A 20,097-nucleotide genomic window follows, 5' to 3' on the forward strand; every position below is an offset into this window, starting at 1 on the left:
AGGTCCGTTGGTCAAGGGGTTAAGACACCGCCTTTTCACGGCGGTAACACGGGTTCGAATCCCGTACGGACTATTTTATCCGCCATAGCTCAGTTGGTAGTAGCGCATGACTGTTAATCATGATGTCGTAGGTTCGAGTCCTACTGGCGGAGTATAGATAAAAGGGAACACAACTGTGTTCCTCTTTTTGTATCAATTTGTATCACCAAGCATCTTCATAAGGAAATCTGTTATTTCTTGAGGACTTTCTTTTTTTCCATGTGCAATCCAAGTTTGACAGACACCAAAAAGTGCATGAGTTAGATAGATGCTACTGTATTCTAATTCAGTTGTATTGAGATTCAGTTGCATAAATCGCTTTTGTAAATCTGTACTGAGCATGATATGAAGTTTATTTCGTAAGAAATTTTGGATTTCTTTAGTTCCATTTTCAGAAAGAAGGGCAGCCAGAAGTGGTTCTGACTCTAGATATTCAAATACTTCTAAAATAGCATCTCTTTTGTGATGAGCATGTTTTTGAAAAATATATTCAAATGTATGAAATAGCTTGCTTTGATAGTGCTCAATCATATCATACTTATCCTTATAGTGCGTATAGAAGCTGGAACGACTAATTCCGGCTTTTTCTGCTAATTTGACAGTAGAAATTTGATCAAATGGCTGTTCCATCAGTAATTGTACCATAGCATTTTCAATAGTTCGCTTTGTTTTTAAGCGTTTGTTACTTTCTTGCATATTTCCTCCTTGTAAACAAATTAGACTATATGTCTAAAAATGGATTTTTTATCTTGTAATTTAGATTTTTTAATGTATAATCTATTATATCAAAATTTTAGACAATATGTTTAAAAAAGGAGAAACTATGTTTAAAGAATGGAAAGCAATTTTTAAAAAACCAACCTTTATTATTGTCATGATAGGGATTTCTCTTATTCCAGCTCTGTACAATATCATATTTTTGTCATCAATGTGGGATCCATATGGGCAATTGTCTGACTTACCTGTAGCAGTTGTCAATAATGATAAAGAGGCTTCCTATAATGGTAGTAATATAGCAATAGGAAAAGACATGGTGTCCAATTTAAAAGAAAATAAAACCTTGGATTTTCATTTCGTGGATGAAGATGAAGGAAAGAAGGGATTGGAAGATGGCGATTACTATATGGTAGTGACTTTACCCAGTGATTTATCTGAAAAAGCAGCTTCTATTTTAACGGATCATCCAGAACAAATGCAAATCGATTATCAGACTTCAAGTGGTCATAGTTTTATTGCCAGCAAGATGAGTGATTCTGCAATGACACAATTAAAGCAGAATGTCTCTACCAATGTAACCGAGACCTATACCAAAGCTTTATTTAACAAAATGATCGATTTAAAGGATGGCATGAGTCAAGCAGCTTCAGGTAGTGAAAAATTAACTGATGGAGCGAATCAGTTAGTTACAGGAAGTCAAACATTAACTACTAACCTACACTCTTTAGCAGCTTCAAGTTTAACCTTTTCAAATGGAACGGAGCAGTTTACTAAAGGATTATCTGCTTATGTTTCTGGTGTCGAACAACTTCATCTTGGCTTAGGGGATTTTAATAGTGGTTTAGTTACATATACTGGTGCAGTGAGTCAATTAGATAGCGGATTAGGTCAATTATCTTCTAAAAGTCCTGAATTAGTAAGAGGAATCAATCAGTTATATACTGGTGTAGAATCCTATACTGGCGGTGTTTCTCAGCTTAATGCTGGTCTTAATCAATTTTCATCTGGTGTTAGTGCCTATACAAACGGAGTGGGAAATCTTGCAACAGGTGCTAGTCAGTTATCTAATCAATCAGCTACACTTCGAATGGGTATGGAGCAATTAAGTGAAGGGATTCAACAACTTTCTAGCAAGTTAGATGCTTCGTCTGGGAAAAAAGATCAAATTAATCAATTATCTTCTGGTCTAAATCAGTTAAATCAAGCTATTCAAAATATTGATGTTGGAGATACAAAACAATTAGATTCTGTTTTATCAAGTATAGTATCTCTTTCTAATCAAATGTTAGCAAGTGCTCAGTCTGATAAAGCGACTACATTAGCTAATATTCAATCGACAGCAGCTTATCAATCTTTGACAAGTGAGCAACAAGCTGAGATAAGTGCTTCTGTATCTCAAAATTCGACTGATAGTATTCAATCAGCACAGTCAATTGTAGCTTTAGTTCAAGGTTTACAAGGAAGTTTAGAAAACTTACAAAATCAATCTTCTAATCTTTCGACTTTAAAAAATCAAGCTAATCAAGTATTACCGCTTGCTTCTACTTCTTTGACAGGATTGTCAAGTGGATTAACAGAGATACAAGGAGCTGTTGCTAGCAAATTAGTTCCTGCCAGTCAGTCGATTACATCGGGTGTAAATGCATATACTGCAGGTGTTGATAAAGTTTCTCAAGGCGCAAGTCAACTAAGTAAAAAAAATGCCACCTTGACAGGTAGTTTGGGTCAACTAGTTTCAGGCTCAAACACCTTGACACAAAAATCTTCTAGCTTGACAGCAGGAGTTGGTCAATTAGTTGAAAAAACTCCAGAATTAGTGTCTAGTATTGAAAAATTATCAACTGGCTCTAACCAATTGAATCAAAAGAGTCAAGAATTGATAGCAGGAGTTGATAAATTGCAGTCAGGCTCTAGCCAACTATCTGACAAATCCAGTCAGTTAATTTCAGGTGCTTCTCAATTAGAAAGTGGAGCTAATAAATTGGCAGATGGAGCTGGGAAACTAGCAGAAGGTGGAACAAAGTTAACTTCTGGATTGGAAGGTTTACAGACAGGAGTTGCTTCTTTAGGACAAGGACTAAGTAATGCTAGTGATCAACTCAAATCAGCATCAACAGAATCTAAAAATGCAGAGATTTTGTCAAATCCTCTCAGTCTCTCCAAAACTGACAATGATCAAGTTCCTGTAAATGGAATTGCAATAGCTCCTTATATGATATCAGTTGCTCTCTTTGTTGCAGCAATATCAACGAATATGATCTTTACGAAGTTGCCTTCAGGATGTCATCCGGAGAGCCGTTGGGCTTGGTTGAAATCTCGAGCTGAAATAAATAGTATTATAGCTGTTTTGGCAGGAATTTTGGTATATGGAGGAGTTCATCTTATTGGTCTAACTGCAAATCATGAGATGAGAACATTTATTCTCATTATCCTAACAAGTTTAGTATTCATGTCCATGGTGACCGCTTTAACAACATGGAATAGCCGTATAGGAGCTTTCTTTTCTCTTATTTTGCTTTTATTACAGTTAGCATCAAGTGCAGGTACTTACCCACTTGCTTTGACAAATGATTTCTTTAGAGCTATTAGTCCTTGGTTACCAATGAGTTATTCAGTTTCGGGATTACGACAAACAATCTCTATGACAGGAAATATTCATCATCAAGTTATTTTCCTTGCCGTTATATTAGTACTATTTATTTGTTTAGGTATGCTGGCCTATCAACCTAAGAAAATGGAAGAAGATTAAAAAAATCGACCGATTAACTGGTCGATTTTTTATATCTTAGATAACTTTCGTCTGTAATTATAGATTCCAAATAGTAAGAGAGAAGTAAAGGAACAGATTGCTCCAGTAATAAACCCATTGGGAATGAAGGAAAGTGTAATAGTTCCTTTCCCCTTGGAAACATCAACTTTCATAAATCCAGTTTGAGCTTGTTTAATTTCTGTTTTCTTATCATCTTGGTAGGCAGACCAACCTTTGTCATAAGGAATGGTGAAGAAAATGGACGTATCTTGTTGGACATCATATGTAGCAAAGACCTTGTTTTTAGAAGTTGATACTGTGACAGGTTGTTCTTTAATTTTTTGAATTGCCTCAGTTAAAGTTTGGGTATCTAAACGGTAGAAGGTAGGAGATTCAAATGATACTTGTGAATTTCCAGGGAAACTAACATGAATATTGAAAGTTTTTGTCTCTTTTGTATAACCTAGATTAAAGAAGGAGAAGACATTATCAGTTGTAAAAGTTTTCTTTTCTCTATTTACAAGGATGTCAACCTTCTTTTGTTTGTCATTAGAAAAGTGAAGGTTTGTGAAAGAAAGATAAACTTGGCTGTTTTCTGGCACTTCAATTTGATACTGGATTGATGCATCCTCATTTGAAGAGCTTGTAACACTAATCAAATCATCAGTATTCTCTGTTTTTTCATAGGGGATTGGAGAAAAATAATCAAAATCGACGTTAGCAAGTTGATTTAAAAACGAGGCTTGATTATCCAAAGTGTGTTCATTGAACTTGACATCATTGTAAACAGATTGACTAGCAAATGCAATCGGAAGAGAGAATTGATTTTCATATAGGGTAAGATTATCTTTTTGATAGATATCTTTAAAACCATACTTATCAATAGGACTGTCTGAGATATTGTACTGGATGCCAAATAAACTATCAGCCAAAATACTATTATTGGCATAACGGAGATTGAGATTGGTTCCAGAGGATTTAAATCCAACTTTATCCAAAGTAGAGCTTGCTGAACGATTTCGAACAGATGAAAATTGAGAGATTCCATTGTAGTTGAATTTCATACTGTCATTTCCTGTCTGAGTTTCTAGTTTTTCAGTACGGGTAAATTGATTCCCAATATATGTTGAGAAAGATTCCATAGCTGGGATATCTCTACTATATGCACTTCGAGAAGCAAATCCCCATTCTTTAGCAATTCCGTCTATTTGAGATGAAGCATTTAAACTTATTTCAACCATTATAAATAAAGAGATTAGAATGGCAAATAGATTTACAGAGATAAACTTTTTGATAATTGCAAGGAGTAAAAGAGAATAGACACCCAAAAATTCAAGAGTCAGTAGAATATTCAAATCTGTTAAAAAAGAATAATGTGATTTTAGATAGATGGTAGCTAAAAATCCTGATACTACAAGAAAAAGCGAAACTAAAAAATTCCAGACTTTAAGTTCTTTCAGACGATTTAAGACTTCTGCTGCTGTGTAAATTAACAAGGTAGAGAAAATCCAAGCATAGCGATGTAAAAACATATTTGGAGTATGCATGCCTTGCCAAAATAAATCAAGAGCTTCTATATAAAAGCTGATAATTAGAAATGCAAAGAAGATTGCATAGGTAAGTTTCACGTGAAACTTAATAGTTTTCAGTGTAAAAAATAAAATAGTCAAAATAAAGGGAAGTAGTCCGACAAAAATCATTGGAATAGCCCCATACTTTGTTGTATCAAAGGAACCGATGAATTGCTTAGCAAAGAGATCAAGATACCAGCTACTTTCAGTTTGAAACTTTGTAACTTCAGTTAATTTTTCCCCATGTGTCTGTAAATCAAACAGAGTGGGAAGAGTCATAATCAAACTAGCCATACCAGCTAAAAAGGAGATAACTATGAAATCAAGAACCGATGATTTTCGGGTTTTAAAGTCCCACGAAATTTGACAGAGATACCAGAAAATAAGAAACAATACTGTCATATATCCAAAATAATAATTTTGAATAAATAAGATTGACAGACTTGTAAAGTACAATAGGAAATTCTTTTCAGTTATCAGTAGATGTAAACCAGTGATAATTAAAGGAATCAAGATAAAAACATCTAGCCAGGTTTTTATCTCTAATTGACTAACGGTAAAGCTCATCAGAGCATAGGAAGTAGATAAAGCTAGTTTTAAAGGATTAGGAATCGATTGAAATAATTTATTTAAACTAAAGTAAGTTGACAGTCCAATCAATCCAAATTTTAAGAGAGTTGTCAGATAGACAGCATCTGGCATATTTGTTAGATCAAAAAAGTAAACTAGTGGTGAAAAGAAACTACCCAAGTAATAACTAGATAGGGCATAGAAATTTAATCCGAGGCCACTTGTAAAGGTGTAAAACAAACTACCATTTCCGTGTAGGATATTTCTTAGAGATATATCAAAAATAACGTATTGATGAAACCCATCTCCTAATAGTGGAGATGTATCGCTATTCCAGTAGATACCTTGAGATAGATATACTCCTATCATAATGATTATGGGAATGATGAAAGAAACAAAATAGGTCCAATATGTTTTAAAAAATAATTTCATGTTACCTCATAAAATGTTAGAAAACTCAGCTGGTTAACCCAACTGAGTTTTGAAGTTTTATTTAGTCTTTCCAAAGTTCTTTAACTTTTGCTTGTACTTCTGCATTTTCTAGGAATTCATCATATGTTTCATCGATACGGTCAATGACGCCATTTTTAGACAAGACAATGATATGGTTGGCTAGAGTTTGAATAAACTCGTGGTCATGGCTGGCAAAGATGATTGATTCTTTAAAGTTTTTCAATCCATCGTTCAAGCTTGAGATAGATTCCAAGTCCAAGTGATTGGTTGGATCATCAAGGACAAGGACATTTGATTTCAAGAGCATGAGTTTTGAAAGCATGACACGAACTTTTTCTCCCCCTGACAAGACATTTACAGGTTTGTTAACTTCATCTCCAGAGAAGAGCATACGGCCGAGGAAGCCACGTAGGAAAGTATTGTCATCTTCTTCTTTACTTGCGAATTGACGCAACCAGTCAAGGATTGACTCTCCTCCTGCAAAATCTGCCGAGTTATCTTTTGGCAAGTAAGAACGGCTAGTAGTTACTCCCCACTTGACAGTTCCTTCATAGTCAATGTCCCCCATGATTGCACGAATTAGTGCAGTCGTTTGGATGTCATTTTGTCCAATAAGCGCTGTCTTATCACCTGGACGCAAGATGAAGCTAATGTTGTCAAGAATAGTTTCACCGTCAATCTTGACAGATAGATTTTCTACTGTCAAGAGATCATTACCGATCTCACGTTCAGCTTTAAAGTTGATAAATGGGTATTTACGGCTAGATGGAATGATTTCTTCTAAGACAATCTTATCAAGCATCTTTTTACGGGAAGTTGCTTGTTTAGATTTAGATGCGTTAGCAGAGAAGCGAGCAACGAATTCTTGGAGTTGCTTAATTTTTTCTTCCGCCTTAGCATTACGGTCTGCTAGCAATTTAGCAGCAAGCTCAGAAGATTCCTTCCAGAAGTCGTAGTTTCCGACATAGAGTTTGATTTTTCCAAAGTCAAGGTCGGCCATGTGAGTACATACTTTGTTTAAGAAGTGACGGTCGTGGGATACTACGATAACTGTGTTATCAAAGTCAATCAAGAAGTCTTCTAACCATGTAATTGATTGGATGTCTAAACCGTTGGTAGGCTCGTCCAAGAGAAGAACATCAGGTTTACCAAAAAGTGCTTTGGCAAGGAGAACTTTAACCTTTTCACCATTGGCCAATTCGCTCATGTTTTGGTAGTGTAATTCTTCTGGAATGTTTAGGTTTTGAAGGAGTTGAGAGGCTTCGCTTTCTGCTTCCCAGCCTCCAAGCTCAGCAAACTCTCCTTCGAGTTCGGCAGCACGAACCCCGTCCTCGTCTGAGAAATCTTCCTTCATGTAGATAGCATCTTTCTCTTTCATGATGCTATAAAGTTTTTCATTTCCCATGATAACAACATCAATGGCACGTTCATCTTCATAGTCAAAGTGATTTTGACGAAGAACAGAGAGACGTTCATCTGGACCAAGAGAGATGTGACCAGTAGTAGGTTCGATATCTCCGGCTAAAATTTTTAAAAAGGTAGATTTTCCGGCACCATTAGCACCAATTAATCCGTAAGTATTTCCTTCTGTAAATTTGATATTGACATCATCAAAAAGTTTGCGATCACTAAAACGTAGTGAAACATCAGATACTGTAAGCAATGTTTTTCTCCTATATACGTAATATATTTATTCTACTAGAAAATACAGAAATATTCAAATTTTTATTTGTCAATTTTGTGTAAATTACATTTACAGCATCCTTTACACAAATCTGTAAATAGCAAGACTGATTTATTTTGATAAATTACGGTTATTTCATTAAAAAAATGCTATAATTGAAGGGACTATATCGAAGGAGAACAAAATGACTAAATCCATTATTTTAACAGGAGACCGTCCAACAGGAAAATTGCATATTGGACATTATGTTGGAAGTCTCAAAAATCGAGTATCATTACAGGAAGAGGATAAGTATGATATGTTTGTGTTCTTGGCTGACCAACAAGCCTTGACAGATCATGCCAAAGATCCTCAAACCATTGTAGAGTCTATTGGAAATGTGGCTTTGGATTATCTTGCAGTTGGATTGGATCCAAGTAAGTCAACTATTTTTATTCAAAGCCAGATTCCAGAGTTGGCTGAGTTGTCTATGTATTATATGAATTTGGTGTCATTAGCACGTCTGGAGCGCAATCCAACTGTCAAGACAGAAATTGCTCAGAAAGGATTTGGAGAAAGCATTCCGACAGGATTCTTGGTCTATCCAATCGCTCAAGCAGCTGACATCACTGCTTTTAAGGCTAATTATGTTCCTGTTGGGACAGATCAGAAACCAATGATTGAGCAGACTCGTGAAATTGTTCGTTCTTTTAACAATGCATATAACTGTGATGTCTTGGTAGAGCCGGAAGGTATTTATCCAGAAAATGAGAGAGCAGGGCGTTTGCCTGGTTTAGATGGAAATGCTAAAATGTCTAAATCACTCAATAATGGTATTTATTTAGCTGATGATGCGGATACTTTGCGTAAAAAAGTAATGAGTATGTATACAGATCCAGATCATATTCGAGTGGAAGATCCAGGTAAGATTGAGGGAAATATGGTTTTCCATTATCTAGATGTTTTTGGTCGCCCAGAAGATGCTCAAGAAATTGCTGACATGAAAGAACATTATCAACGAGGTGGTCTTGGTGATGTGAAGACCAAGCGTTATCTACTTGAAATATTAGAACGTGAACTGGGTCCTATTCGTGAGCGCCGTATCGAATTTGCTAAGGATATGGGAGAAGTTTATAATATGCTTCAAAAAGGTAGTGAAAGAGCGCGTGAAGTTGCAGGTCAAACCCTATCTGAGGTTAAAGGAGCAATGGGACTTCATTACTTTAACTAAGTTTATTTTACAAGAAACTATCATTTCTATCTCAAAGAAAAGATAGTTTTTTATTTACCCCTGTAACATTTGACAAATTTTTATAGAATGGTATGATAGATACAATATAAAAAGAGTCAAGCTCAAAAATAAAGAAAAGAGGAAACTTCGAATGTCTAATTGGGACACTAAATTTTTGAAAAAAGGTTTTACCTTTGATGATGTATTGCTTATTCCAGCTGAAAGTCATGTGTTGCCTAACGATGCAGATTTAACAACTAAATTGGCAGATAATCTGACTTTAAATATCCCAATTATTACCGCTGCTATGGACACAGTTACAGAGAGTCAAATGGCCATTGCTATTGCTCGTGCAGGCGGTCTCGGAGTTATCCATAAAAACATGTCAATTGCTCAACAAGCAGACGAGGTTCGTAAGGTAAAACGTTCTGAAAATGGAGTTATTATTGATCCGTTCTTCTTGACGCCTGAACATACAATTGCTGAAGCAGATGAGCTTATGGGTCGTTACCGCATCAGTGGTGTTCCAGTTGTTGAAACACTTGAAAATCGTAAATTGGTTGGTATTTTGACAAACCGAGATCTTCGTTTTATTTCAGACTATAACCAACCAATCTCAAATCATATGACCAGTGAAAATCTTGTGACTGCTCCTGTAGGTACAGATCTTTCAACAGCTGAGAGTATTCTTCAAGAGCACCGTATTGAAAAGCTTCCGTTGGTCGATGAAGAAGGCCGTCTTTCTGGTTTGATTACTATCAAAGATATTGAAAAAGTTATTGAGTTTCCAAATGCGGCGAAAGATGAGTTTGGTCGTCTTCTAGTTGCAGGTGCAGTAGGTGTTACTTCAGATACCTTTGAACGTGCAGAGGCGCTTTTTGAGGCAGGGGCGGATGCGATTGTTATTGATACTGCACATGGTCATTCTGCAGGTGTCTTGCGTAAAATTGCTGAGATTCGTGCTCACTTCCCAGATCGTACTTTGATTGCTGGAAATATTGCTACTGCTGAAGGTGCACGTGCCCTTTATGAAGCAGGTGTAGACGTTGTCAAGGTTGGTATTGGCCCAGGTTCTATCTGTACTACTCGTGTGATTGCTGGTGTTGGTGTTCCGCAAGTAACAGCTATCTATGATGCTGCAGCTGTTGCGCGTGAATATGGTAAAACGATAATTGCTGACGGTGGAATCAAGTATTCTGGAGATATTGTAAAAGCCCTTGCTGCAGGTGGAAATGCAGTTATGCTTGGATCAATGTTTGCTGGAACTGATGAAGCTCCAGGCGAAACTGAAATCTTCCAAGGACGTAAGTTTAAGACTTACCGTGGTATGGGATCAATTGCTGCTATGAAGAAAGGTTCAAGCGATCGTTACTTCCAAGGTTCTGTCAATGAAGCAAACAAACTCGTTCCAGAAGGAATTGAAGGTCGTGTTGCTTATAAAGGTGCGGCAGCTGATATTGTCTTCCAAATGATTGGAGGTATCCGCTCTGGTATGGGTTACTGTGGTGCAGCTAACCTTAAAGAACTACACGATAATGCTCAATTTATTGAAATGTCTGGTGCTGGTTTGAAAGAAAGCCATCCTCATGATGTACAAATTACGAATGAGGCACCAAATTATTCTATGTAAAAAAACAATGAAAAGAACTCCAGTAAAAACAGGAGTTCTTTTACAATGTTGTCAATTTCTATTTACAGCAACTTTACCATCCTGAATAGTGAAGATACTTAGATTTTCTGGCAGATTTTGAAGATGATCTAAGCTTGTTGTTGTAATAAAGGTTTGGATTGAATGAGAAATCGTTTCTAATAATTTTAGTTGTCGAGTGTTGTCAAGTTCGCTCATAACATCGTCAAGCAGTAATATTGGAGATTCTGTAGTAATACTTTCCATTAATTCGATTTCTGCTAATTTTATCGATAGGACGAGACTACGATGTTGACCTTGACTTCCAAAACTAGCATCCATCCCATTTATATAAAAAGAGATATCATCTCGATGAGGACCAACACCAGTATTCTTTTTAAATAAATCTCTGGATCTACTTTTTTCTAAAGCAATTTTGAAAGATTCGGACAAGTTTTGTTTGTCAGTCATATTGACAGAAGATTGATAGGATATTGACAACTCTTCAATCTGATTAGAGAGTTCAAAATGTTTCTTACGCCCAAATGATTCTAGTTTTTTTATGAAATCTAAGCGGTGATTCATTACACGACATCCATAATAAACTAGCTGATCATCTAGTACTGAAAGGAAGGTTTCATCTATTATTTGAGCTGATTTTAGGTAAGTGTTTCTTTGTTTTAGGATGTGATTATAATTGGTTAAGTCAGATAAATAGATTGGCTTGATTTGTCCAAGTTCCATATCAATGAATTTTCGTCGAACTGAAGGTGCTCCTTTAATTAGTTGTAAATCTTCAGGAGCAAATAAGACAACATTCATGTGTCCTACGTAATCTGAAAGTCGTGCCTGTTTTAAATGATTAACTTTTGTCACCCGGCCTTTTTGTGTTAGTTCTATTTCTAGAGGAATGGATCCCGTTTTTTTCTGAATAAGACCTGAAAGATGAAGTTGTTCCTCATCAAAATGAATGAGATTTTTATCGGTTCGAGTTCGATGACTACGTGTTAAGGCTAAAAAATAGATAGCCTCTAACATATTTGTTTTACCTTGTGCATTGCGTCCTAAAAAGATATTTAATTTAGGATTAAAGTCTATTTTCGTCTCTTTGTAGTTACGAAAAGTTTTAAGAGATAGGTGTTGTAGCCACATGATTATCTACCAGGGAATCGCGGAGCTTGTTTGCTTTTGGGTGATGAAGAAAGTTTCGATTTGTCTTTTTTTATTCCTTTATTCATCTCCTTAACAAGTTTAGCGATTCGTTCTTTTTCAACTTTATCAGCTTGGTATTCATCTTGCTCCTCAGAAGTAGGTTGTGTCAACAAAATGTCAATATTCATGTCAGGGATGTCAATTTTATCGCCAATACGAAGTTTTTTACCGCGACGACTCTCTAATTCCCCATTAAAGTAAACAGAATGTTCAGAGAGAAAGGATTTGATAGCTCCTCCGCTATGTGTGATTCCAAGTTCTTTGAGTAGTGCTTGGAGGGTAATAAATTCTTCAAATAATTTGTATTCCATAATTCACCTCAATCTTTGGTATTATACCATATTTTCCTAAAAATAGTGAGAGAAACAGGGAGAAATGTAAGCGATTTTTATTTCAAAAGTGTTACAGAGAACAAGAAAATTTCAGGTTTTCGTGATATAATAGAAGTCTGTATATAAGGAGGTAAATCATGGAGTTAGTGCATGGAATTTCAACACATTTTATCCAATCAAAAAAGTTTAAAACGAACAAAATTACCGTGCGTTTTACAGTTCCATTATCTCTTGATACGATTGCAGGTCGCATGTTGAGTGCGAGTATGCTAGAAACTGCCAACCAGATGTACCCCACTTCTCAAAATTTTAGGAGACACTTGGCCAGTCTATACGGTACAGATATGTCAACCAATTGTTTCAGAAGAGGGCAAAGTCACATTGTAGAATTGACATTTACCTATGTTCGTGATGAGTTTTTAAGTAGGAAAAATGTGCTAACTTCTCAGGTTTTGGAACTTGTAAAAGAAACTCTTTTTTCACCCGTAGTAGTTGATAATGGGTTTGATCCCGCCTTATTTGAAATTGAGAAAAAGCAATTGCTAGCAAGTTTAGCAGCTGATATGGATGATTCTTTTTATTTTGCACATAAAGAATTGGATAAATTGTTTTTTCATGATGAACGTCTTCAATTGGAATATAGTGATTTACGAAATCGTATTTTAGCTGAAACTCCACAAAGTTCTTATTCTTGTTTCCAAGAATTTTTGGCCAATGATCGAATAGATTTCTTTTTCCTAGGTGATTTTAATGAGGTTGAAATTCAAAATGTATTAGAATCATTTGTCTTTAAAGATCGAGAAGGAGATGTGAAGGTCCAGTATTGTCAACCTTATTCCAATATCCTTCAGGAAGGTATGATTCGGAAAAATGTGGGACAGTCTATTTTAGAGTTGGGATATCATTGCCCTTCTGAATATGGTGATGAGCAACATTTACCCATAATTGTAATGAATGGTTTACTTGGTGGATTTGCTCACTCTAAGCTCTTTACAAATGTCCGTGAAAATGCTGGATTGGCTTATACTATTTCAAGTCAGCTTGATTTGTTTAGTGGATTCTTGAGGATGTATGCTGGCATTGATCGAGAAAATCGTAACCAGGCTCGAAAAATGATGAATAATCAACTGCTTGATTTAAAAAAAGGATATTTTACAGAGCTTGAGCTAGAGCAGACCAAGGAAATGATTCGTCGGTCTTTGTTGCTTTCTCAAGATAATCAAAGTTCATTGATTGAACGTGCTTATCAAAATGCCTTACTTGGAAAATCTTCAGCAGACTTTAAAGGTTGGATTGCAAAACTCGAGCAAGTTGACAAAGATGCTATTTGTAGAGCAGCTAATAATGTGAAACTACAGGCGATTTACTTTATGGAAGGAATAGAATGACAAAGGTTGTTTTTGAAGAAAAATACTATCCAGCTGTAAAAGAAATGGTTTATCGAACTCGTTTGTCGAATGGATTGACAGTTGCTCTTTTGCCTAAAAAGGAATTTAAAGAGGTTTACGGGAGTGTAACTGTCCAGTTTGGTTCGGTAGATACGCTTGTCACAGAAGTTGACAGAGATGTAAAACAATATCCTGCAGGAATTGCTCATTTTCTTGAACATAAATTATTTGAAAGAGAAGATGCTAGCGATTTGATGTCTGCTTTTACGAGTCTAGGTGCAGATAGTAATGCCTTTACAAGTTTTACAAAAACAAACTATCTTTTTTCAGCAACGGATCATTTTTTAGAAAATTTAGACTTACTTGATGAATTGGTAACATCAGCACACTTTACTGAAGATTCCATTTTAAGAGAGCAGGATATTATCCAGCAAGAACGAGAAATGTATCAAGATGATCCAGATTCGTGTTTATTCTTTTCAACTTTAGCGAATTTGTATCCTGGCACACCTTTAGCAACTGATATAGTTGGCAGTGAGGAGTCAATTTCCCAAATCCATCTAACTAATTTGCAAGAAAATTTTACAAGATTTTATAAATCTGTAAACATGTCTCTGTTTTTAGTTGGTAATTTTGATGTGGAGCGAGTACAGAACTACTTTGGAAGAAAAGAACTGAAAGATTTAGATGTTCAGGAACTAGCAAGAGAAAAATTTGTTTTACAGGCTGTGAAGTCAACAGACAGTATGAGAATGGAAGTATCTTCTCCCAAACTAGCGATTGGAGTTAGAGGTAAGCGAGAAGTTGCTGAGGCGGATTGCTATCGACATCATATTTTATTAAAATTATTGTTTGCAATGATGTTTGGTTGGACTTCGGATCGTTTTCAAAAATGTTATGAATCAGGTAAATTAGATGCTTCCCTATCTCTTGAAATTGAAGTAACAAGTCGCTTTCATTTTGTCATGTTGACAATGGATACGAAAGAGCCAGTTGCTTTGTCTCATCAATTCAGGAAGGCTATTCGTAATTTTACAAAGGATTTAGATATTACAGAGGAACATTTAGATATTATCAAAAGAGAGATGTTTGGCGAATTTTTCAGTAGCATGAACTCTCTTGAATTTATTGCAACGCAATATGATGCTTTTGAACATGGTGAGACAATTTTTGACTTACCAAAGATTTTACAGGAAATTACTTTAGAGGATGTCCTTGAAGCAGGACATCACTTAATAGATGAAGGGGATATAGTTGATTTTACAATATTCCCATCGTAGTAACCTATCATAATAGATACTAGAAAGAAGGGATGACAAGTATGAGGAAAAAAACAATTGGTGAGGTTTTACGATTAGCTAGAATCAATCAGGGATTGAGTTTAGATGAATTGCAGAAAAAGACAGAAATCCAGTTAGATATGTTGGAAGCAATGGAAGCAGACGATTTCGATCAACTTCCAAGTCCTTTTTACACGCGTTCTTTCTTGAAAAAATATGCATGGGCTGTTGAGTTAGATGATCAAATTGTTTTGGATGCTTATGATTCTGGGAGTATGATTACTTATGAGGAAGTAGATGTTGATGAAGATGAGTTGACAGGTCGTAGACGTTCAAGTAAGAAAAAGAAGAAAAAAACATCCTTTTTACCTTTATTTTATTTTATCCTTTTTGCTTTATCGATTTTAATTTTTGTGACCTATTATGTTTGGAACTATATTCAAACTCAACCAGAGGGGTCTTCTCTTTCTAATTACAGTGTGGTTCAATCAACAAGTTCAATAAGTTCAACTAGCTCTGTTCCCCACTCTTCAAGTAGTAGTTCATCTAGCAGTTCTTCTAGTGTAGAATCAACTATAAGTGTATCAGGTGAAGGAAATCATGTAGAAATCGCTTATAAGACAAGTAAAGAAACAGTTAAATTGCAATTGGCAGTTTCAGATGTTACAAGTTGGGTCAGCGTTTCAGAAAGCGAACTTGAGGGCGGTGTAACCCTATCGCCAGAGAAGAAAAGTGCAGAAGCAACAGTTGCAACTAAAAGTCCTGTAACCATTACATTAGGTGTTGTAAAAGGTGTTACTTTGACAGTAGATAATCAGACTGTTGATTTATCGAAGTTAACAGCGCAGACTGGACAAATCACTGTAACCTTTACTAAAAATTAAGGAAAAACGAATGAAAAAAGAACAAATTCCCAATCTCTTAACAATAGGTCGAATTCTCTTTATACCTATTTTTATCTTTATTTTAACGATAGGAAATTCGATAGAAAGTCATATAGTGGCAGCTATTATCTTTTCTATTGCCAGTATTACCGACTATTTAGATGGATATTTAGCACGTAAATGGAATGTGGTCAGTAATTTTGGTAAATTTGCAGATCCCATGGCGGATAAGTTACTAGTTATGTCGGCTTTTATTATGTTGATTGAGTTAGATATGGCTCCGGCTTGGATTGTTGCAGTGATTATCTGTCGAGAGTTGGCTGTGACAGGTTTAAGGCTTTTATTGGTTGAAACTGGTGGAAAAGTTTTAGCAGCAGCAATGCCTGGAAAAATTAAAACTTTCAGTCAGATGTTTGCCATTATTTTCTTGCTATTACATTGGACTTTGCTTGGTCAAGTTCTACTTTATGTAGCCTTGTTTTTCACTATCTACTCTGGCTATGATTATTTCAAGGGTAGTGCTTATGTATTTAAAGGGACATTTGGTTCGAAATGAAATCAATAATTGATGTAAAAAATCTTTCTTTTCGCTATAAGGAAAGTCAGGAATACTATGATGTGAAAGATATTACGTTTCACGTGAAACGTGGAGAATGGCTTTCGATTGTAGGGCATAATGGTAGTGGTAAATCAACGACTGTCCGGTTAATCGATGGCTTATTGGAAGCGGAATCTGGAGAGATTGTAATTGATGGTCAACGGCTGACTGAGGAAAATGTTTGGAATATACGTCGTCAAATCGGTATGGTTTTTCAAAATCCAGACAATCAATTTGTTGGAGCGACTGTTGAAGATGATGTTGCTTTTGGTTTGGAAAATCAGGGCCTTTCTCGTCAAGAAATGAAAAAGAGAGTGGAAGAAGCTCTGGCTTTAGTTGGCATGTTAGACTTTAAAAAGAGAGAGCCGGCGCGTCTATCAGGTGGCCAAAAGCAACGTGTGGCCATTGCAGGCGTTGTAGCCCTAAGACCAGCTATTTTAATCTTAGATGAAGCAACGAGTATGTTGGACCCTGAGGGGCGTAGAGAACTGATTGAGACAGTACAGGGAATTCGGAAAGACTATGATATGACGGTCATTTCTATTACCCATGATTTGGAAGAAGTTGCCATGAGTGACCGCGTATTGGTCATGAAAAAAGGGGAAATTGAATCAACTAGTAGCCCAAGAGAACTTTTCTCTCGAAATGATTTAGATCAAATTGGATTAGACGATCCTTTTGCCAATCAAGTAAAATATTCTTTGAGCCAGAATAGCTATGATTTACCTGAAAATTATTTGACAGAAAGTGAGCTAGAGGATAAATTATGGGAATTGCTCTAGAAAATGTGAGTTTTACATATCAAGAAGGGACTCCCTTAGCTTCAACAGCTTTGTCGGATGTTTCTTTGACGATTGAAGATGGTTCTTATACGGCTTTAATTGGGCACACAGGTAGTGGTAAATCAACTATTTTACAACTCTTAAATGGTTTATTGGTGCCAAGTCAAGGGAGTGTGAGGGTTTTTGATACCTTAATCACCTCGACTTCTAAAAATAAAGATATTCGTCAAATTAGAAAACAGGTTGGCTTGGTATTTCAGTTTGCTGAAAATCAGATTTTTGAAGAAACGGTTTTGAAAGACGTTGCTTTTGGACCGCAAAATTTTGGAGTTTCTGAAGAAGATGCGGAGAAGATTGCGCGTGAGAAACTGGCTCTGGTTGGAATTGATGAATCACTTTTTAATCGCAGTCCGTTTGAGTTGTCAGGGGGACAAATGAGACGTGTTGCCATTGCAGGCATACTTGCCATGGAGCCAGCTATATTAGTCTTAGATGAGCCAACAGCTGGCCTAGATCCTCTGGGTAGAAAAGAGTTGATGAATTTGTTCAAAAAACTCCACCAGTCAGGGATGACCATCGTCTTGGTAACGCATTTGATGGATGATGTTGCTGAATATGCGAATCAAGTCTATGTAATGGAAAAGGGACGTTTGGTTAAGGGTGGTAAACCGAGTGATGTCTTTCAAGATGTTGTTTTTATGGAAGAAGTGCAGTTGGGAGTACCTAAGATTACGGCTTTCTGTAAACGATTGGCTGATAGAGGCGTGTCATTTAAACGATTACCGATTAAGATAGAGGAGTTCAAGGAGTCGCTAAATGGATAGTATGATTTTGGGGCGTTATATCCCAGGGGATTCGATTGTTCACCGATTGGATCCACGTAGCAAATTGCTTGCTATGATGTTACTAATTTTGATCGTTTTTTGGGCTAATAATCCCTTGACGAATCTAATTCTTTTTATAGCGACAGGGATATTTATTGCCTTGTCAGGAGTATCTCTTTCATTTTTTATTCAGGGCTTGAAGTCTATGTTTTTCTTGATTGCCTTCACAACTATTTTTCAACTATTTTTCATTTCTAATGGGAATGTGTTATTTGAGTTTTCGTTTGTGAGAATCACAGATTATGCTTTGCAACAAGCTGGGATTATTTTTTGTCGTTTTGTATTGATTATTTTCTTTTCAACTTTGTTAACCTTAACGACCATGCCCTTAAGTTTGGCATCAGCTGTCGAAGCTTTATTAGCACCTTTAAAGCGTGTGAAAGTTCCAGTTCATGAAATTGGTTTGATGCTGTCCATGAGTCTACGTTTTGTTCCGACCTTAATGGATGATACGACGCGGATTATGAATGCACAGAAAGCGCGTGGAGTGGATTTTGGTGAAGGAAGCATCGTTCAAAAAGTAAAGGCGATGATTCCTATTTTGATTCCTCTTTTTGCAACAAGTTTAAAACGTGCAGATTCCTTGGCTATCGCCATGGAAGCGCGTGGTTATCAGGGTGGAAAAGGTAGAAGTCAATACCGACAACTGAAATGGACTCGAAAGGATACGCTGACTATTCTTGTTATTATCGTACTTGGTTGTTGCTTATTTTTCTTAAAATCTTAGTAGCTTTTAGGAATTGATAAAAAGTTACTGTAACAGTTTTTGATATAAAGGTAGGGATATGAACCGTTTTAAAAAATCAAAATATGTCATTATTGTTTTTGTCACTGTTCTGCTTGTCTCAGCTCTCTTAGCGACGACTTATTCAAGTACAATTGTGACAAAATTAGGAGATGGGATCTCATTGGTTGATAGAGTTGTGCAAAAACCTTTTCGGTGGTTTGATTCTGTCAAATCAGATTTGGCTCATTTGACACGAACATATAATGAAAATGAAAGTTTGAAGAAACAGATTTACCAGTTAGAAGTCAAATCAAATGAGGCGGAAAGTTTAAAGACGGAAAATGAACAACTGCGCCAATTGCTTGATATGAAGTCTAAATTGCAAGCCACAAAGACTTTAGCAGCAGATGTTATTATGCGTTCTCCGGTATCTTGGAAGCAGGAGTTGACCTTAGATGCAGGTAGATCAAAAGGTGCTTCTGAGAACATGTTAGCTATTGCAAATGGTGGCTTGATTGGGAGTGTTTCAAAAGTGGAGGACAACTCTACTATGGTCAACCTTCTGACAAATACGGAAAATGCTGATAAGATTTCTGTTAAAATTCAACACGGCACTACTACAATTTATGGAATTATTGTTGGCTACGACAAGGAAAATGAAGTTCTTAAAATTAGTCAATTAAATAGTAATAGCGATATTAGTACAGGCGATAAGGTAACAACAGGTGGATTAGGAAACTTTAACGTTGCTGATATTCCTGTAGGTGAAGTGGTTGCCACAACGCATAGTACAGACTATTTGACACGAGAAGTAACTGTTAAATTGAGTGCAGATACTCATAATGTGGATGTGATAGAATTAGTGGGGAATTCATAATGAGACAGTTGAAGCGGGTTGGAGTGTTTTTATTGCTCCCTTTCTTTGTTCTAATTGACGCCCATATTAGCCAGCTTCTGGGCTCATTTTTCCCCCATGTACATTTAGCTAGTCATTTTCTTTTTCTATTTCTCTTATTTGAGACGATAGAAGTATCAGAATATCTCTACCTAGTCTATTGTTTTGTGATAGGCTTGGTTTACGATGTTTACTTTTTCCATCTAATAGGGATTGCAACTCTCTTATTTATCTTATTGGGAGCCTTTCTTCATAAATTGAATAGTGTTATTTTATTGAATCGTTGGACACGAATGCTCTCTATGATTGTACTGACATTCCTGTTTGAAATGGGTAGTTATCTTTTGGCTTTTATGGTAGGGTTGACAGTGGATAACATGTCGATTTTTATAGTCTATAGCTTGGTACCGACGATGATTTTAAATTTTTTATGGATTACTGTTTTTCAATTTATTTTTGAAAAATATTATCTATAAGAACGACATATAAATGTAA

Annotated in this window: 17 protein-coding genes and 2 tRNA genes; 14 read left to right on the top strand and 5 right to left on the bottom strand. The window is 36.1% G+C overall.

Features of this window, described 5'->3' with window-relative positions:
* Position 1: 1 nt before the first annotated feature.
* Together OVN23_RS08110 and OVN23_RS08115 are read left to right on the top strand one after the other, a co-directional pair.
* Positions 2-73: transfer RNA gene (locus OVN23_RS08110), tRNA-Glu, on the top strand.
* Between the two features lie 5 nt (positions 74-78).
* Positions 79-152 (top strand) — tRNA-Asn (locus tag OVN23_RS08115).
* A gap of 40 nt (positions 153-192) precedes the next feature.
* On the opposite strand, the gene OVN23_RS08120 is transcribed toward OVN23_RS08115, so the two are convergent.
* Positions 193-735 carry a TetR/AcrR family transcriptional regulator gene (locus OVN23_RS08120; protein ID WP_001158275.1) on the bottom strand — a complete coding sequence of 181 codons (543 nt, stop codon included), beginning with the start codon at positions 733-735 and terminating at the stop codon, positions 193-195.
* Positions 736-862: 127 nt separating this feature from the next.
* Between OVN23_RS08120 and OVN23_RS08125 the strand changes: the two genes are divergently transcribed.
* Positions 863-3,505, top strand: a complete 2,643-nt coding sequence (locus OVN23_RS08125; RefSeq protein WP_173262590.1) for a YhgE/Pip family protein — start codon at positions 863-865, stop codon at positions 3,503-3,505.
* A 29-nt stretch (positions 3,506-3,534) separates the two neighbouring features.
* Here OVN23_RS08125 and OVN23_RS08130 read toward each other — a convergent pair whose 3' ends face one another.
* The gene (locus OVN23_RS08130) at positions 3,535-6,078 is read right to left on the bottom strand and encodes a YfhO family protein (RefSeq protein WP_173262592.1); all 2,544 of its coding nucleotides are present in this window, start codon (positions 6,076-6,078) and stop codon (positions 3,535-3,537) included.
* A gap of 61 nt (positions 6,079-6,139) precedes the next feature.
* Positions 6,140-7,762 (bottom strand): ATP-binding cassette domain-containing protein, encoded by a 1,623-nt coding sequence (locus OVN23_RS08135; RefSeq protein ID WP_173262594.1) that lies wholly within the window; start codon positions 7,760-7,762, stop codon positions 6,140-6,142.
* A gap of 205 nt (positions 7,763-7,967) precedes the next feature.
* On the opposite strand from OVN23_RS08135, the gene trpS reads away from it, so the two are divergent.
* The gene (trpS, locus tag OVN23_RS08140; RefSeq protein ID WP_267240949.1) at positions 7,968-8,993 is read left to right on the top strand and encodes a tryptophan--tRNA ligase; all 1,026 of its coding nucleotides are present in this window, start codon (positions 7,968-7,970) and stop codon (positions 8,991-8,993) included.
* A 151-nt stretch (positions 8,994-9,144) separates the two neighbouring features.
* Positions 9,145-10,623 carry an IMP dehydrogenase gene (gene guaB / locus OVN23_RS08145; RefSeq protein WP_000073430.1) on the top strand — a complete coding sequence of 493 codons (1,479 nt, stop codon included), beginning with the start codon at positions 9,145-9,147 and terminating at the stop codon, positions 10,621-10,623.
* Between the two features lie 51 nt (positions 10,624-10,674).
* Here the strand turns inward: guaB and recF are convergent, their stop codons facing one another.
* Positions 10,675-11,772 (bottom strand): DNA replication/repair protein RecF, encoded by a 1,098-nt coding sequence (recF, locus tag OVN23_RS08150; RefSeq protein ID WP_173262597.1) that lies wholly within the window; start codon positions 11,770-11,772, stop codon positions 10,675-10,677.
* Between the two features lie 2 nt (positions 11,773-11,774).
* Positions 11,775-12,143: a S4 domain-containing protein YaaA gene (gene yaaA, locus OVN23_RS08155; RefSeq protein ID WP_000455895.1), complete on the bottom strand. Its 369-nt coding sequence runs from the start codon at positions 12,141-12,143 to the stop codon at positions 11,775-11,777.
* Between the two features lie 158 nt (positions 12,144-12,301).
* On the opposite strand from yaaA, the gene yfmF reads away from it, so the two are divergent.
* The 9 genes from yfmF to mreD are packed head-to-tail and all read left to right on the top strand — an operon-like array spanning position 12,302 to position 20,078.
* The gene (gene yfmF / locus OVN23_RS08160) at positions 12,302-13,552 is read left to right on the top strand and encodes an EF-P 5-aminopentanol modification-associated protein YfmF (RefSeq protein ID WP_173262599.1); all 1,251 of its coding nucleotides are present in this window, start codon (positions 12,302-12,304) and stop codon (positions 13,550-13,552) included.
* Positions 13,549-14,832 (top strand): EF-P 5-aminopentanol modification-associated protein YfmH, encoded by a 1,284-nt coding sequence (gene yfmH, locus OVN23_RS08165; protein ID WP_173283111.1) that lies wholly within the window; start codon positions 13,549-13,551, stop codon positions 14,830-14,832. Before yfmF ends, yfmH begins: the two co-directional genes overlap by 4 nt.
* A gap of 41 nt (positions 14,833-14,873) precedes the next feature.
* Complete coding sequence (rodZ, locus tag OVN23_RS08170; RefSeq protein ID WP_173253033.1) at positions 14,874-15,716, top strand: cytoskeleton protein RodZ; 843 nt, start codon at positions 14,874-14,876, stop codon at positions 15,714-15,716.
* A 10-nt stretch (positions 15,717-15,726) separates the two neighbouring features.
* Positions 15,727-16,272 carry a CDP-diacylglycerol--glycerol-3-phosphate 3-phosphatidyltransferase gene (pgsA, locus tag OVN23_RS08175; RefSeq protein WP_061654441.1) on the top strand — a complete coding sequence of 182 codons (546 nt, stop codon included), beginning with the start codon at positions 15,727-15,729 and terminating at the stop codon, positions 16,270-16,272.
* A complete protein-coding gene (locus OVN23_RS08180) occupies positions 16,269-17,096 on the top strand; it encodes an energy-coupling factor ABC transporter ATP-binding protein (RefSeq protein WP_173253019.1) in 828 nt (275 codons plus the stop codon). The genes pgsA and OVN23_RS08180 overlap by 4 nt, the downstream gene beginning before the upstream one ends.
* Positions 17,081-17,920, top strand: coding sequence for an energy-coupling factor transporter ATPase (locus OVN23_RS08185; RefSeq protein WP_061088579.1), 840 nt, complete (start codon positions 17,081-17,083; stop codon positions 17,918-17,920). Before OVN23_RS08180 ends, OVN23_RS08185 begins: the two co-directional genes overlap by 16 nt.
* Complete coding sequence (locus OVN23_RS08190) at positions 17,913-18,707, top strand: energy-coupling factor transporter transmembrane component T family protein (protein ID WP_020902295.1); 795 nt, start codon at positions 17,913-17,915, stop codon at positions 18,705-18,707. Before OVN23_RS08185 ends, OVN23_RS08190 begins: the two co-directional genes overlap by 8 nt.
* A gap of 58 nt (positions 18,708-18,765) precedes the next feature.
* Positions 18,766-19,584 carry a rod shape-determining protein MreC gene (gene mreC / locus OVN23_RS08195; protein ID WP_061654451.1) on the top strand — a complete coding sequence of 273 codons (819 nt, stop codon included), beginning with the start codon at positions 18,766-18,768 and terminating at the stop codon, positions 19,582-19,584.
* Positions 19,584-20,078 carry a rod shape-determining protein MreD gene (gene mreD, locus OVN23_RS08200; protein ID WP_061654453.1) on the top strand — a complete coding sequence of 165 codons (495 nt, stop codon included), beginning with the start codon at positions 19,584-19,586 and terminating at the stop codon, positions 20,076-20,078. Before mreC ends, mreD begins: the two co-directional genes overlap by 1 nt.
* Positions 20,079-20,097: the final 19 nt, after the last annotated feature.

Source organism: Streptococcus sp. Marseille-Q6488, assembly GCF_946902925.1.
Lineage (GTDB): Bacteria > Bacillota > Bacilli > Lactobacillales > Streptococcaceae > Streptococcus.